Origin of the sequence: Pseudoclavibacter sp. RFBI5, assembly GCF_002931395.1 — a bacterium.
Lineage (GTDB): Bacteria > Actinomycetota > Actinomycetes > Actinomycetales > Microbacteriaceae > Pseudoclavibacter.
This window is the reverse complement of the sequence record NZ_PSYA01000013.1, coordinates 34,465-49,308: the sequence shown is the minus strand read 5'-3', so window position 1 is coordinate 49,308 and position 14,844 is coordinate 34,465. Positions and strand designations below refer to the sequence as shown.

The window sequence follows — 14,844 nt, the reverse complement described above, 5'->3', positions numbered from 1 at the left end:
ACGAGCACCACAACGCCCGAGTCGGAGGCGGATGCGCCGGAGACGGTCACCATGCCGCTCGCGAAGGCCATCAACGCCGGCCTGCGCCGCGCCATGGAAGACGACGACAAGGTCGTGCAGCTCGGCGAGGACATCGGCACGCTCGGCGGCGTCTTCCGCGTCACCGAGCACCTGAAGCGCGACTTCGGCGAGAACCGCGTGCTCGACACCCCGCTCGCGGAGTCCGGCATCATCGGCACCGCCATCGGCCTCGCCATGCGCGGCTACCGGCCCGTGTGCGAGATCCAGTTCGACGGCTTCATCTTCCCCGGCTTCGACCAGATCACGACGCAGCTCGCGAAGCTCACGAACCGCAACGAGGGCCGCCTGCAGATGCCGGTTGTCATCCGCGTGCCCTACGGCGGGCACATCGGCGCCGTCGAGCACCACCAGGAGAGCCCAGAGGCATACTTCGCGCACACCGCCGGACTCCGTCTCATCTCCCCGTCGACGCCGAACGACGCGTACTGGATGATCCAGCAGGCCATCAAGAGCAACGACCCCGTCATGTTCTTCGAGCCCAAGAGCAAGTACTGGCAGAAGGGCGAGGTCAGCCTCGCCGCCCCCGCTGCCGGGATGCACGCGAGCCGAGTCGCCCGCGTCGGCACCGACGTGACGCTCGTCGCGCACGGCGCCATGACCGCGGTAGCGCTGCAGGCGGCGGCGGTCGCCGAGGCCGAGGGCATCAGTCTCGAGGTCATCGACCTCCGCTCGCTGAGCCCCATCGACTACGCGCCGATCGTGGAGTCCGTCCGCAAGACGGGTCGCCTCGTCATCGCGCAGGAAGCCCCCTCGAACGCCAGCATCGGCTCCGAGATCGCCGCGACCGTGCAGGAGCGAGTGTTCTTCTCGCTCGAGGCGCCCGTGCTTCGCGTGTCGGGCTTCAACGTTCCCTTCCCGCCAGCGAAGCTCGAGGCGAGCTACCTGCCGGACGCAGACCGCATCCTCGAAGCCGTCGACCGCTCGCTCGAGTACTGAACCAAGCCCGCACAGATAGAGGCAAGCACACCAATGAGCACCGAGAACTTCGAACTCCCCGACGTCGGCGAGGGACTCACCGAGGCCGAGATCGTCTCCTGGCACGTGAAGGCCGGCGACAGCGTCGAGCTGAACCAGACGCTGTGCGAGATCGAGACGGCCAAGTCGATCGTCGAGCTGCCCAGCCCCTTCGAGGGGCGCGTCGTCGAGCTCTTCGCGAGCGAGGGCCAGACCGTCGACGTGGGCAAGCACATCCTCTCCATCGAGACCGCTGGGTCCTCGAGCAGCTCCGAGGCGCCCGCCGCCCCGGAGGCACCAGCTGCCGACCTCGAGTTCGACGCGGCACAGGCGGATGCGGCTTCCACCGTCTCCAGCGAGGGCGCCGAGTCCGGCGCCAACTCGGTGCTCGTCGGCTACGGACTCGGTGACGCGCCCACGACGCGCCGACGCAAGAAGTCGGCCGTACCAGCCCAGCCGACGCGCCCCGCGCAGATCCCCGCCCCGGCTCAGCCGTCGCATCGCCCGGCCGCGCAGGCTCCCGCTCCAGCACCTGGGGTGGCGCGGACGCAGGCCCGCCCCGGGTCGGTGCCCGCCGCATCCGCGTCGCCGATCATCGCGAAGCCCCCGATCCGCAAGCTCGCGAAGGACCTCGCCGTCGACCTGTCGCAGGTCGAGCCCACCGGGCTCGCCGGTGAGACGACCCGCGACGACGTCATCCGCCACGCGCAGCAGGCGAGTGTCTTCAAGAACCTCGAGACCCCCATCTGGGGCGAGGTCCGCGAGGAGAAGCACCCCGTCAAGGGCGTGCGCAAGGCAACGGCGAACGCCATGGTCTCGTCGATGTTCACGGCACCGCACGTGACGCTCTTCACCGACGTCGACGCGACGCGCACGATGGAGTTCGTGAAGCGCCTCAAGGCGTCGCCTGACTTCGCCGGCGTGAAGGTGTCGCCGCTGCTCATCGTGGCGCGAGCCGTGATGTGGGCGATCCGCCGCAACCCGATGGTCAACGCCGCGTGGACCGACGAGGAGTACACGGTCAAGCACTACGTGAACCTCGGCCTCGCCGCCGCGACCCCGCGTGGGCTCATCGTGCCGAACATCAAGGATGCGCACGCCATGACCCTGCACCAGCTGGCGCAGGCCATCGAGCAGCTCACGTATCGCGCCCGCGACGGGAAGACGCCGCCGACGGAGATGCGCGACGGCACCTTCACGATCACCAACATCGGGGTGTTCGGGATGGACACGGGCACGCCCGTCATCAACCCCGGCGAGGTGGGCATCCTCGCGCTCGGCACGATCAAGCTGAAGCCGTGGGTGTTCGAGGATGAAGTTCGCCCCCGCATGGTGACGACGCTCGGCGCTTCGTTCGACCACCGCCTGGTCGACGGGGACGTCGCGAGCCGCTTCCTCGCCGACGTCGCGACGATCGTCGAGGAGCCTGCGCTGCTGCTCGACTGAGCCCCGGCTGGCCGCGGTCGGACGCGTCCGCGCGCCCGCCCGTCCCCGCAACGGCGGCCAGAGTTGTGGCTAAACGCGGTTCCGCGTTCGCCGAGGCGCACTTCGCCACAACTCTGGTCACTGGTTGCGCCGGCTCCGGGGAAGCGTGCCCTCGCGCATGCCACCGCGCGTGCCCACCGCGTTGCACAGAGTTGTGGCGGGAGGTCGTTGGCGGGGTTCGCAGCAGCGTCTATCCACAACTCTGTGCTCAGTCACCGAGCCACCCAGCCGCCGGGGCGCCCGGGCGCGGGCTCGGTTCCCGGCCCGTGAGGTGAGGGCGGACGGGGATGCACGCTCGCCGCGTTGCGCAGAGTTGTGGCGGGGTGTCGTTGGCGCGGGTCGTAGCAGCGTCTATCCACAACTCTGTGCCCAGCCACCCAGCTGCCGAGCTACCGACCGCAATTCCCAGCCCGCGCAATTGACATTGATTCTCAGTACGAATTACACTCCACGGGTGAACCTTCGCCCTCCTGCCCTCATCGCCCTCGCCGGCCTGTCCACCCTCGCGCTCGCGGCCTGCTCCGGTCCGACCGCGGCCACCGACAGCGCCGCGGCACCCACCGCGGAGGGCGAGTCGTTCACCGTCGTCGCGACCACCACGCAGGTCGCCGACTTCACCCGCGAGCTCACCGAGGGTCTGAACGTCGAGGTCACGCAGCTGCTGCAGCCCGGCATGAGCGCGCACAGCTTCGAGCCGACCCCCGCCGACCTCGTCGCGCTCGGCTCGGCCGATCTCGTCGTCTCGAGCGGGGCTGGACTCGAGGAGTGGCTCGACGCGGCCGTCTCGTCGAGCGGCTACGCGGGCGAGGTCGTGGATGCCTCCGCCAACGTCACGCTGTCGGGCAGCCACGAGCACGAGCACGGTGAGGAAGAGCACGCTGAGGACGAGCACACGCACGCCGAGGGCGAAGAGCACAGCCACGAGGAGGAGGCGCACGCGGAGGGCGAGGCGCACGCTGAGGATGAGCACGCCGAGGGCAACCCCCACACGTGGACCTCACCCGCGAACGCGAAGCTCATGGCGGCCGAGATCGCCACGCACCTCGAGGAGCTCCCCGGCATCGACGCCGCCGCGGTGCAGGCGAACGCCGACGCCTATGACGCCGAGCTGACCGAGCTCGACACGTGGATCGCAGCGAACGTCGACGCCGTCCCCGAGGCCGAGCGGGTCATCGTCACCAACCACGACGCGCTCCACTACTACCTCGACCAGTACGGCATCACGTTCGTCGGCTCGATCATGCCGAGCTTCGACGACAGCGCCGAGCCGAGTGCCGCCGAGATCGACTCCCTCATCGCCGAGATCAAGGAGCACAACGTGAAGGCCATCTTCACCGAGACGCAGCTCTCCCCGCAGAACGCGGAGACCATCGCGGCGCAGACCGGAGCGAAGGTGTTCTCGGGTGAGGAGGCGCTGGCGACGGATGCGCTCGGCGAGCCGGGAACCCCGACGGGCACGTATGTCGGTGCGACGGTGCACAATACTCAGATGATCATCGATTCCTGGGGCGCCACCGCGACCGACGTGCCTGAGGTGCTCGCGCAGCAGTGACGCATCAAACCCCGCTCGTCTCGTACCGCGACGCCTCCATTGCCTACGGCAGGGAGGCGCCTGCGTTGACCGGTGTGTCATTCGAGCTGAGGGAGGGCGACGCGGTCGCGCTGCTCGGCCCGAACGGCGCGGGCAAGTCGACGCTGCTGCAGTCGCTGCTCGGCCTCCTGTCGACCAGCGGCACCGCGGAGGTGCTGGGCTCGGCTCCGGGGTCTCGTGCGTCCGAGGTCGGCTACCTGCCGCAGTCGACGCACATCGACCCCGACTTCCCCGTCTCGCTCCGCCAGGTCGTGATGATGGGCCGCTACCGACGCATCGGGCTGCTCCGGTGGCCGCGAGCCGCTGACCGCGAGATCGTGCGTCGCGCCATCGAGACGGTCGGGCTCACCGAGCTCGCCAACACGACCTTCGGGGAGCTGTCGGGTGGCCAGCGGCAGCGCGGCCTGCTCGCTCGGGCGCTCGCCACCGAGCCGAGGCTCATCCTCCTCGACGAGCCGTTCAACGGCCTCGACCGTGCCAACCGGGATGCGCTCATCGCGACCCTGCGCCGCCTCCGAGAGACGGGGGTCGGCATCGTCGTCTCCACGCACGACCTCGAGCTCGCGCATGAGGTGTGCTCCCACGTGCTGTTGCTCAACGGCAGGCAGATCGCCGGCGGGCCCATCTCGGAGGCGTTGACGGATGCGGCGCTCGCGGCGGCGTTCTCCGGCACGTCCGCAGACACCGAGGCGCACGGCGGCGCCCACGGCACGGTCTGCGCGCCGGGCGGCGACGACAGCGACGATCACGAGCGGGCCCGGGTGTGACCGATCTCTCCGTCCTGCTGCAGCTGCCGTTCGTGCAGAGCGCGGCCGTCGCCATCATCGTGCTCGCGGTCGCGAGTGCCATCGTCGGCACGGCCCTCGCGTTGCGCGGCCTCGAGTTCCTCAGCGACGGCCTGGTGCATTCGGTGTTCCCCGGCGTCGTGATCGGCTTCATTGCGGCGGGCACCGACGGCGTCTACGTCGGCGCCGGCATCGCGGCCCTGATCGCGACGGTTGCACTGACCATCGCCTCGGCGCGTGGCATCGGCTCAGACGCGACCATCGCCGTGGTCCTCGCCGGTGCGTTCTCCCTCGGCATCGTCATCGTCTCGCGCAGCGTCGACTACGCGTCAGGACTCGAGCATCTCCTCTTTGGGCAGCTCCTCACGGTCTCGAGCGCTGACATCGTCGCGATCTGCGTGCTCGGCGGCACCGCCGTGCTGCTGGTCCTCGGCACCTGGAAGGAGCAGCTGCTCGTCTCCTTCGACCGCAAGCAGGCGCAGGCGTCCGGCATGCGGGTGCTCGCCTACGAGCTGGCGCTGAACATCGCGATCGCGCTCGTGGTCGTCGCAGCCGCACGTGCGGTCGGCAACCTGCTTGTGCTCGCCCTCCTCATCGTGCCGGTCGCCGTCGCTCGCCTCGTCACGCGTCGAGTCTGGGCGATCGCCGTGGTTTCGCTCCTCGTGTCGGTCGGCTGCGGGCTCGTCGGCCTCTGGGCTGGCCTCTGGCTGTCGCTGGATGCTGGCATCCAGGCTTCCCCGAGCGCCGTGCTCGTGCTCGTGCTCGTCGCGCTGTACCTCGTGGTGGTCATCGTGACGGGGCTCACCGCGTTCGCCGCCGCCCGCCGCCGAGGCGCCGCCGCCGCTGCTGGCCGTGCCCCCGCATCCGCTGCCGGGGTGGTCTCGTAGCCATGGACTACTTCGCTCTCGCGCTGCTCACGGGCACGCTGGTCGGCCTCCTCAGCGGTCTCGTCGGCGTGCTGGTGCTGCTGCGCCAGCGTGCCTTCTACACCGTCGCCCTCACGCACGCGACCTTCCCCGGCGGTGTCTTCGCGGCCGTCGTGGGCATCAACATCGTCGTGGGCGCATCCATCTTCAGCCTGCTGCTCGTGGCGCTCATGGCCGCGCTCTCGCGAGTGCCGCGGCAGGGCAAGCAGGTGGCGGCCGGCATCATCCTGAGCTTCGGCTACGCGCTCGGCATGCTCTTCGCGTCGCTCAACCGCGGCCAGTCGGTGCGCGTCGACTCGTACCTGACGGGGTCGATCCTCGCCATGAACCCCACCAACGTGTGGCTGCTCGGTGCGGCGCTCGTGATTGTCCTCGGCGTGTACGCGCTCTTCGGCAAGCAGCTGCTGTTCTCGAGCTTCGACGCCCGCGGCTTCCGCGCGGCCGGCTTCCGCGAGGGAGTCTGGGATCTCGTGGCGCTGGCGCTCATCACGCTCACGGTGGTCGTCGCGATGCCGGCGATCGGGTCCATCCTGGCGATCGCCATGATCGCGGCTCCCGCGGCGGCGGCCAGGCTCCTCACGAAGCGCATCGGGTGGATGCTCGCCCTGTCCTGCGCGTTCGGCGTCACCGCCGCCGTGGTCGGCCTGCAGGTGTCCCGGTCGCTGTCGTTCGCGGCCGGCGGGTCGATGGCGCTCACGGCGGTCGCGATCTTCGTCATCGCGCTCCTCGCGAAGGGCGTCGTCGACCGGTTCGCGCAGGGCGTCTCGCAACGCGCATCCGCCCCCGGTATGGTCGGCTGATATGAGCGACGAGACGAACGGTGAGGGCGGCGCGACCGCCGGTGCTGCCGCGGCCCCCGTCAAGAGGAACACCCGTCAGCGCGAGGCCGTGCGCCGCGCTCTGGCCGAGTCGTCGGAGTTCGTGAGCGCCCAGGTGCTGCACCAGCGGCTGTCGGCGGCTGGCGAGCGCATCGGGTTGGCGACCGTGTACCGCACGCTTGGCACGCTGAGCGAGAGCGAGGAGGCCGACTCGCTGCAGAACGCCGAGGGGGAGGTCGTCTACCGCGCCTGCGTCATGGGCGAGCACCACCACCACCTCATCTGCCGCAACTGCGGAGCGGCCGTCGAGATCACGGCTGACCCCGTCGAGCAGTGGGCGTCGAGCGTCGCCGCGAAGCACGGCTACACGCAGGCGAGGCACGTCGTCGACATCTTCGGCCTGTGCCCGAAGTGCACGGCTGCAGCTGCGGCGTCCGCCTAAACCGCGCGGGGCGACCCCGCAGTGGAGCCGCCCGCGAAGCCGCTCACCACCGGGCGTGGACCGTCTGGCGGAAGAACCGGTCGTAGATCTCGTGCACGTTCGCGTCGAGATCCGCGGGCAGCTCGAGCGAGGCGGCGGATGCGTTCGACTCCGCCTGCGCTCGGTTGCGTGCGCCGGGGATGACACTCGTCACCCCGTCTTGCGCTGCGACCCAGGCGATGGCCGCCGCGGTGGGGGAGATGCCCTCGGGAAGCGCCGCGGCGAACGCCTGGGCCGCCTCGACGCCGGTGCCGAAGTCGACGCCTGAGAAGGTCTCCCCGACGTCGAAGGCGCTGCCGTCGCGGTTGTAGGTGCGGTGGTCGTCGGCCGAGAAGGTCGTGTCCTGCGTGTACCTGCCGCTCAGGAGGCCGGAGGCGAGGGGCACTCGGGCGATGATGCCGACGCCAGCCTCGCGCGCTGCCGGCAGCACGAGGTCGAGCGGCTTCAGGCGGAACGCGTTGAAGATGATCTGCACGGACGCGGTTCCCGGCCTGGCGATCGCGGCGAGGGCCTCATCCGCGGTCTCGACGCTGACGCCGTAGGCGGCGATCGCACCCTCGGCGACGAGTGTGTCGAGAGCGTCGTAGACGGCATCGTTCGAGAACACGGGGGTCGGCGGGCAATGCAGCTGCACCAGATCCAGGGTGTCGACGCCCAGGTTGCTCCGCGAGCGGTCCGTCCAGGCCCGGAAGTTGTCGAGTGTGAACTCGGCGGGGTCCTGTGGGCCCCTGCGTCCCATCTTCGTGGCGACGAAGACGTCGGCGTTCGGGTTCTCGCGTCGGAACGTTCCGATCAGCGTCTCGCTCCGACCGTCACCGTAGACGTCGGCGGTGTCGAAGAAGGTGACGCCGCTCTCGACGGCGGCGCTGAGGACGTCGAGCGCTGCGTGCTCGTCGACGTCACCCCAGTCGGCGCCGAGCTGCCAGGTGCCGAGGCCGACGATGGACACTGGGCGGCCGGTACGGCCGAGGGTTCGCTGAAGCATCCCCGATGCTAACGCGCCGCACCTGACCTAGGCCCGTATGACCCGTGGCCGCGGATGACACCCGCAGCCGACTCGTCGACGTCGCGTCCAGTTGCCGCTCGTAGGGTTGTGGGCATGAAGCCCGAGCAGGAAGCCGCTCCCCAGCAGGTCGCCGTCTGGTACTTCGTTGCCGCCACCTTCATCTTCGCCGGCCCGGCGCTCATCGCGGATCTTCCCGTCTGGGTGCGCATCGCGTCGCTGGTCGTCGGCCTCGTGCTCGTCGTCTTCGGCGGGCGGCAGCTGGGCCGCGAGACGGCGGCCCGCCGACGGTCGAGGGATGCGGCGCGGCCCGACACTCAGGACGGCTCGGCGTCCGAGCCGATCGGGCCGACGAGCGACCGGTAGGCGTGCAGCTGGCAGAACTGTGCGGGGCTAGCGGAAGTCGCGGAGGTCCTTCAGGTACGTGTTGACCTCGCGGGACTTCGCCACCTCCGAGGGCGTGACCTCAGCGCTCAGCAGCTCGGTGTCGTCGCGACCGGCGATGGCGAGAGTGTTGCCGTAGGGGCTCGCGATGCAGCTGAGCCCCGTGAATCCCGGACCCGAGTGGTTCGCGTATGCGATGTACAGCCCATTCTCGAGGGCCCGCACGGGCACCATGTGCGTCGAGATGACCTCGGCGTTGTACGAGTGCCCTGGCAGGTCGCCCGCGACGTCGCCCGTCGACGGGACGGCCGTCGGGATGAGCAGTGCCTCCGCGCCCGCGACCGCGGCACGTCGAGCGATCTCGGGGAACTCGATGTCATAGCAGATGGCGAGCGCGACCCTGAGGCCCGCGACCTCGACGACCTCGGCGGCGGCATCCCCGAGGTCGAAGACCCGCTGCTCCTCAGCGCCGAAGAGGTTCGACTTGCGGTAGCGGGTGAGCTCGTTGCCGTCGCTCGCGAAGAGCGAAGCCGAGATGAAGCGGCGCTCGGTCGTGGCGTTGGCGGCGAACCCGGCTGAGCGTTCGATGGTGTGCTCGACCGTGGATGCGACGATCGCGATGCCGGAGTCGGCGGCGATGCGTGCGATCTGCTCGCGGATGGCCGAGCCGTCCTCGCCGGCGACTCGCTCTGGCGCGTAGCCGGTGGCGAAGAGCTCTGGCGTGACGAGGATGTCGGTGCCAGCCTCGGCCGCTCGCCCGGCGAAGGAGCGGAGGAGGTCGAGGTTCTCCTCGACGGCGCCGACGGCGCCCTGTGCCTGCAGTACGGAAATCAGCGCCATTGCCAGCCTCACATCGTCGTCGTGGTCGCTCGGATCTCGAGCCTGCCGTGTCTCTCGAAAAGTAGTTCTTGACATGGCCGGGGGAGCAGCCTCAGGATAGCCGAAACCGAAAGTAATTCGGTTCTTCTGGATTCGACGACGAAGGCTGGACCCATGGACATGCGCGACCCGGAGATCACGGCAGATCTCGCGAGACGACTCGACTCTATCGCGACCGCCGAAGCCGGCGACATCGCGCACGAACCCCTGAGCGGCCGTGACATCGGCCTCTTCGCACTCACCTGCGTGGCCCTCGTGGCCGCTGGCGCCCTCGTGGTGATCCTGTGAGCGGCGGCGCCGGGCGAAAGGTCGAGGGTGCATCCGCCGAACTCGACCAGGCGGCGACGTTCGGCTCGCTGCCGCTCCTCAAGAAGGAGCGCATCTGGTCCGGCTGGGACTACAGCTGGGTGAACCTGAGCCTCGCGATCGCGACCTGGGCGTTCCTCGTCGGCGGTTCGACCGCGCTGCTCGTCGGCTTCCAGGACGGCATCGCCGCGATGGTCATCGGCAACGCGATCGGCCTCGGCATCATGGTGCCGGCCGCCACGGCGGCGAGCGCGCGCTTCGGCGTCGAGCAGTACACGATCCTCCGCCCCGTGTTCGGGCTCATCGGCGTGGGCGTGCTCGTCTTCACGGTCATCCTCGTCACCGAGATGGGCTGGTCGTCGCTCCTCGCCATCATGGTCGGCCGCGCCGTCACGCAGGTCGCCAACGGTGCCGCAGGCACCGACTTCGGCTCTGGCAGCCTCCTCGTCACGGTTGTCGGCCTCGTCGCGATCCTCATCGCGTGGCTCATCCTGTCGCGTGGCCCCGTCACGATCGGCAAGCTCAACCGCTTCGTCGCCCCGGGCCTCGTGCTCGTCACGGTCTTCATGCTGTTCTTCCTCGTGTCGAACACGTCCTGGGAGGCGCTCTTCGCAGCCGAGCCCCTCGCCCCGTTCGAGGAATCGCAGCTGAACTTCATGCTGGCCGTCGAGTTCAACGTCGCCGTCGGCTTCTCCTGGTACCCCGTGATGGGCTCCATGGCGCGCATGACCCGCTCGCCCAAGGCGGCGCTCTGGCCCGCGTTCACCGGCCTCATCGTCGGCACGCTCGTCGCCCAGGTCGTCGGCATGGCCGCGGCGCTCACCCTCGGCGACTCCGACCCGACGGTGTGGATGCTCCCCCTCGGCGGTCCGATCCTCGGCGCGTTCATGCTGCTGTTCATCTCGTTCGCCAACATCACGAGCATGTCCTCCATCGTCTACTCGACGGTGCTCGCGATCAGGCAGGCGAGCGGCAACCTCCTCGGGCGCGTGCCCTGGCCGCTGCTCTGCGGCTCGTTCTTCGTGCTCCCAGCGATCCTCACGTTCTTCCCGGACTTCATGTACCAGCAGTTCATGGTGTTCGTCACGATCTCCGGCGCCTTCCTGGCCGCCATGTGCGGGGCGATCCTCGCCGACTACTTCGTGCTCCGACGCCAGTGGGTTCGCCTCCCCGACCTCTACCGGCTCCGAGGCGAGAGCGCTTACCACTTCACGGGCGGCGTCAACTGGGCCGGCATCATCTCGGTCGTCGTCGGTGCGGCGTTCTACCTGTGGATCTACAACCCGGTGACCCTCGAGACGCATCCGCTCTTCCTGATCCTCACCGCCTCGGCCCCAGCCACCGTGCTCTCGGGCGGCGTGTACCTGCTGCTCGCCCAGCTGCTCTACCGGCGCCGCGGCGTCGGCGCGTTCTCGGACACGGAAGCCACGACCACTCACCAGACGACCACCCGGAAAGGGGTCTGACCATGCGCGCACAAGCGGCAGTTCACTTCGAGGGAAGCAACCAGCTCGAGATCCGCGAGATCGAGGTCGCTGAGCCGGGGCCGGGCACCGTGCTCGTGAAGCTCGGCGCGTCCGGCGTCTGCGGCTCCGACCGGCACGTGCTCGACGGCGACTGGCAGCTGCCATCGCCCACCGTCATGGGCCACGAGGGTGCCGGCGAGGTCATCGCCATCGGCGAAGGCGTCGTCGACGTCGAACCGGGCGACCACGTCATTCTCAGCTGGTTCTACCCCTGCCGCCGGTGCACCGCCTGCCTCAGCGGTCGCGCCTACGTGTGCACGGGCAGCCGCAGCGAGGAGTGCCTCCTCCCCGACGGCACGACGCCCCTGTCGCTCGACGGCGAACCCGTGTACCCGTACCTCACGGCCGGCACGATGAGCGAGTACGCGGTGGTGCCGGAGTCGGCGGCCATCAAGGTTCCCCGTGAGGTGCCGTTCGACGTCGCGAGCCTCATCGGCTGCTCGATCGCCACCGGCATCGGCACGGTCGTCAACGACGCCTCCGTCGACGCGGGCGAGTCAGCGGTTGTCATCGGCACCGGTGGCGTCGGGCAGAGCATCATCATGGGCCTGCACCTCGTGGGAGCGAACCCCATCATCGCCATCGACCTCAACGAGGACAAGCTCGCCGCGGCCCGCGAGCTCGGGGCGACCCACACGATCGTGCCTGGGCCCGATCTCGCCGCCCAGGTGGCTGAGATCACGGGTGGCGGCGCCGAATACGCGTTCGAGGCCATCGGACGCGTGCAGACCATCGAGTCCCTGCCCAGCCTCATCGCGCCGGGCGGCACCGCCGTCATCGTCGGACTCCCGCCGGTCGACGCCCCGGTCTCGATCGACGCCCTGATGCTCGCCGAGACCGGCAAGCGCCTCATCGGCACGAACTACGGCTCCACGGTGCCCGGCCGCGACTTCCCGAAGCTCGCCGCGCTCTACCTCGCCGGGCGCCTGCCCGTCGACAAGCTCATCAGCGAACGCATCCAGCTGAGCGACGTCAACGACGCGTTCGATGCCATGCGGAGAGGCGAGCGCGCGAGAAGCGTCATAGTCTTCTAGACCGATCCATCTCCACGCTCTGCCGTGGATCGAGAACTGGGAGTGTGACCATGGCTCGTCCGCGGGTACCGATCCTGTCGCCCGAGAAGATCTGTCTGGCTGCGCTCGACCAGATCGACCGAAAAGGTGACTTCTCCATCCCGGTCCTCGCGAAGGAGCTCGGCGTGAGCGCCTCGTCGATGTACCACCACGTGCAGGGGCGGGCGGGCATCGTCAACGGCATCCGCAGCCTCATCAGCACCGAGCTCTCGCTCGCGATCGGGCTCGAGGATGCCACCGACGAGGACCTCGCGGCGCTCGCCGCCCTGAGCTGGCAGGACCAGGTCCGACGATGGTCGAAGGACTACACCTCGGCCCTCGCGAAGCATCCGCTCGCCCTGCCGATCATGGTGCAGGAACCCGTGAGCGACGAGGAGACGCTCGACGTCTACGAGGCCATCGCGATCACGTTCCGCGCGGTGGGGTTCACCGACGAGCAGGCGCTCGTCGCGATCGCCGTGCTCGAAGGGCTCACCTTCGGGCGGGTCGTGGATGCGGCCTCCCCGCCCATTCCGTGGCCGGCCGACCCCATCGCGCACCCCGTCCTCCACGGCGTGACGACGTCGCTCGAGCCGTCGCGTCGCCTCGAGCTGGCCTTCGACTTCGGACTCGAGGCGATCATCACGCGGCTCGAGAGCGTCTTGGAGGCGAACGCTCGTGGCTGAGGCGCGAACGGTCGTCATCACGGGCGGCTCGGACGGGATCGGAGCTGCGGCGGCGCGGGCCCTCGCAGCCAAGGGGTGGCGCGTGGTCGTCGTCGGGCGCAACGCGGAGAAGACGGCTGCCGTCGCCGAGGAGATCGGGGCGGAGCGCTTCGTCGCCGACTTCTCCCGCCTCGACGAAGTGCGGGAGCTCGCGGCAAGACTCGTCGAGCAGGTCGGCCCGATCGACGTGCTCGCGAACAACGCCGGCGGCATCTTCGGCGACCGAACGCGCACCGTCGACGGTCACGAGCTGACCCTGCAGGTCAACCACCTCGCACCGTTCCTGCTCACGAACCTCCTGCTCGACCAGGTCAGCGTGGGGGCCGTCGTGAACACGGCGAGCATCGCGGCGCGGCTCATGGGTCGCATCGATCTCGACGACCTCAACAACGACGCCCGCTTCAGCGCGAACAAGGCCTACGGCGACGCGAAGCTCGCGAACATCCTCTTCACCAAGGGGCTGCACCGAGGCCTGGCGGGACGGCCCGTCGCGAGCGTCGCCTTCCACCCCGGGGTCGTCGGCACGAATTTCTCCTCCGACTCGACGAGCCTCATGCGCCTGCTCTACCGCACGCCGCTCGCGAAGCTCTTCACGATCAGCGCGGCCAAGGGCGGCGAGACGCTCGAGTGGTTCATCGCCGGGCAACCCGGTGTGACCTGGCAGGCGGGGGAGTACTACGACGAACGGCACCACGCGACCAACGTGAATCCGCAGATCTTCGACGAGGACCTCATCGAGGGCCTGTGGAAGCGCAGCGCGGAGCTGGTGGGCCTCGACGCCCGGTGACGAGCAGGGCCGTCGACCTGTGGGCGGTGTGTCTCAGCTCAGCTCAGCTCAGCTCTCGGTCGCCGGGCTCAGCCTGCGGCGAGCTCGACCGCCTGGCGCACGCTTCCCTCGGCTTCGGTGAGCAGGGCGGTGGCCCGCTGTGCGTCGCAGTCGGCCAGCAGCATGACCACGGCGGTCTTCGCGTGGTCGCTCGCCGATGCGAGCGCAGCGTCGGAGTCGGCGCGCGATGCCCCCGTCGCCTCGGCGACGATGCGCTGAGCCCGGTCGACCAGCTTGGCGTTGGATGGGCGGACGTCGACCATGAGGTTGCCGTAGGCCTTGCCACCGCGGACCATGCTGGCCGTCGAGAGCATGTTGCAGACGAGCTTCTGGGCGGTGCCAGCCTTGAGCCTGGTCGACCCCGTGAGGACCTCCGGCCCGGTCACGACCTCGATCGCGATATCGGCTTCCGCGCTGATGGGCGCGCCCGCGTTGCAGGCGATGGAGATGGTCGCGGCGCCGCGGCGCCTGGCGGCCTTGAGCCCGCCGATGACGTACGGCGTGCGTCCGCTCGCCGCCAGCCCCACGACGACATCCTCTGCCCGCAGGGCGACCGCGTCGAGTTCCCGCTCAGCCAGTTCGGGGTCGTCCTCGGCGCCCTCGACGGCGCGCACGAACGCTTGCGACCCGCCGGCCATGACGCCGAGGACATCCTCGGGGGAGGTGCCGAAGGTCGGCGGGCACTCGACCGCGTCGAGGAGGCCGATTCGGCCGCTGGTGCCAGCCCCGAGGTAGATGAGTCGCCCGCCGGCACGTCGCGCCTCCGCGATGCGATCGGCGGCTCGCGCGATGACGGGGAGCGCTGAGCGGACGGCTCCGGCGACGGTCGCATCCTCGTCGTTCATGAGGCGCAGGATCTGCTCGGTCTCGAGCGTGTCGAGCTCCATGCTGCGCGGGTTGCGCCCCTCGGTCGAGAGCGCTGCGAGTGTCGAGATCTCTGTGTCTGGCATGCTCGTCTCCGATCCTCGGCTCGCCACCATGCGAACCTGAGTTATGAAAGTACACGAGATGCGGTGGGTAAG

Annotated in this window: 16 protein-coding genes; 13 read left to right on the top strand and 3 right to left on the bottom strand. The window is 69.5% G+C overall.

All coding sequences use genetic code 11. The features are described 5' to 3' along the window. The first annotated feature begins 51 nt into the window (after positions 1-51). The 7 genes from C5E06_RS15775 (at position 52) to C5E06_RS15745 (ending at position 7,082) form a co-directional block, all read left to right on the top strand. A complete protein-coding gene (locus tag C5E06_RS15775) occupies positions 52-1,017 on the top strand; it encodes an alpha-ketoacid dehydrogenase subunit beta (RefSeq protein WP_104244172.1) in 966 nt (321 codons plus the stop codon). A 33-nt stretch (positions 1,018-1,050) separates the two neighbouring features. Then, positions 1,051-2,481 carry a dihydrolipoamide acetyltransferase family protein gene (locus tag C5E06_RS15770; protein WP_104243889.1) on the top strand — a complete coding sequence of 477 codons (1,431 nt, stop codon included), beginning with the start codon at positions 1,051-1,053 and terminating at the stop codon, positions 2,479-2,481. A gap of 493 nt (positions 2,482-2,974) precedes the next feature. Continuing rightward, positions 2,975-4,072 (top strand): metal ABC transporter substrate-binding protein, encoded by a 1,098-nt coding sequence (locus tag C5E06_RS15765; RefSeq protein WP_258067702.1) that lies wholly within the window; start codon positions 2,975-2,977, stop codon positions 4,070-4,072. Next, positions 4,069-4,878: a metal ABC transporter ATP-binding protein gene (locus tag C5E06_RS15760; protein ID WP_104307532.1), complete on the top strand. Its 810-nt coding sequence runs from the start codon at positions 4,069-4,071 to the stop codon at positions 4,876-4,878. The genes C5E06_RS15765 and C5E06_RS15760 overlap by 4 nt, the downstream gene beginning before the upstream one ends. Next, complete coding sequence (locus C5E06_RS15755; RefSeq protein ID WP_181063005.1) at positions 4,875-5,783, top strand: metal ABC transporter permease; 909 nt, start codon at positions 4,875-4,877, stop codon at positions 5,781-5,783. The genes C5E06_RS15760 and C5E06_RS15755 overlap by 4 nt, the downstream gene beginning before the upstream one ends. A gap of 2 nt (positions 5,784-5,785) precedes the next feature. Beyond that, positions 5,786-6,622 carry a metal ABC transporter permease gene (locus C5E06_RS15750; RefSeq protein ID WP_104243881.1) on the top strand — a complete coding sequence of 279 codons (837 nt, stop codon included), beginning with the start codon at positions 5,786-5,788 and terminating at the stop codon, positions 6,620-6,622. A 1-nt stretch (position 6,623) separates the two neighbouring features. Next, positions 6,624-7,082: a Fur family transcriptional regulator gene (locus C5E06_RS15745; RefSeq protein WP_104307530.1), complete on the top strand. Its 459-nt coding sequence runs from the start codon at positions 6,624-6,626 to the stop codon at positions 7,080-7,082. A gap of 43 nt (positions 7,083-7,125) precedes the next feature. Here C5E06_RS15745 and C5E06_RS15740 read toward each other — a convergent pair whose 3' ends face one another. Further along, the gene (locus tag C5E06_RS15740; RefSeq protein WP_104307529.1) at positions 7,126-8,106 is read right to left on the bottom strand and encodes an aldo/keto reductase; all 981 of its coding nucleotides are present in this window, start codon (positions 8,104-8,106) and stop codon (positions 7,126-7,128) included. Between the two features lie 114 nt (positions 8,107-8,220). Here C5E06_RS15740 and C5E06_RS15735 point away from each other — a divergent pair, with 114 nt between their 5' ends. Further along, positions 8,221-8,490, top strand: a complete 270-nt coding sequence (locus tag C5E06_RS15735; protein ID WP_104307528.1) for a hypothetical protein — start codon at positions 8,221-8,223, stop codon at positions 8,488-8,490. A 27-nt stretch (positions 8,491-8,517) separates the two neighbouring features. On the opposite strand, the gene C5E06_RS15730 is transcribed toward C5E06_RS15735, so the two are convergent. Then, positions 8,518-9,348 (bottom strand): nitrilase-related carbon-nitrogen hydrolase, encoded by an 831-nt coding sequence (locus C5E06_RS15730; RefSeq protein ID WP_104243873.1) that lies wholly within the window; start codon positions 9,346-9,348, stop codon positions 8,518-8,520. Positions 9,349-9,501: 153 nt separating this feature from the next. Here C5E06_RS15730 and C5E06_RS19405 point away from each other — a divergent pair, with 153 nt between their 5' ends. The 5 genes from C5E06_RS19405 to C5E06_RS15710 are packed head-to-tail and all read left to right on the top strand — an operon-like array spanning position 9,502 to position 13,783. Further along, complete coding sequence (locus C5E06_RS19405; protein ID WP_181058060.1) at positions 9,502-9,675, top strand: hypothetical protein; 174 nt, start codon at positions 9,502-9,504, stop codon at positions 9,673-9,675. Further along, a complete protein-coding gene (locus tag C5E06_RS15725; RefSeq protein WP_181062583.1) occupies positions 9,672-11,159 on the top strand; it encodes a cytosine permease in 1,488 nt (495 codons plus the stop codon). The genes C5E06_RS19405 and C5E06_RS15725 overlap by 4 nt, the downstream gene beginning before the upstream one ends. 2 nt (positions 11,160-11,161) lie before the next feature. Next, entirely contained in the window at positions 11,162-12,253 is a 1,092-nt protein-coding gene (locus C5E06_RS15720) for an alcohol dehydrogenase catalytic domain-containing protein (protein ID WP_104307526.1), read from the top strand. Positions 12,254-12,303: 50 nt separating this feature from the next. Then, the gene (locus C5E06_RS15715; protein ID WP_104307525.1) at positions 12,304-12,957 is read left to right on the top strand and encodes a TetR/AcrR family transcriptional regulator C-terminal domain-containing protein; all 654 of its coding nucleotides are present in this window, start codon (positions 12,304-12,306) and stop codon (positions 12,955-12,957) included. Next, positions 12,950-13,783, top strand: coding sequence for an SDR family NAD(P)-dependent oxidoreductase (locus C5E06_RS15710; protein ID WP_104307524.1), 834 nt, complete (start codon positions 12,950-12,952; stop codon positions 13,781-13,783). Before C5E06_RS15715 ends, C5E06_RS15710 begins: the two co-directional genes overlap by 8 nt. 68 nt (positions 13,784-13,851) lie before the next feature. On the opposite strand, the gene murQ is transcribed toward C5E06_RS15710, so the two are convergent. Further along, positions 13,852-14,772 (bottom strand): N-acetylmuramic acid 6-phosphate etherase, encoded by a 921-nt coding sequence (gene murQ / locus C5E06_RS15705; protein ID WP_104307636.1) that lies wholly within the window; start codon positions 14,770-14,772, stop codon positions 13,852-13,854. Positions 14,773-14,844: the final 72 nt, after the last annotated feature.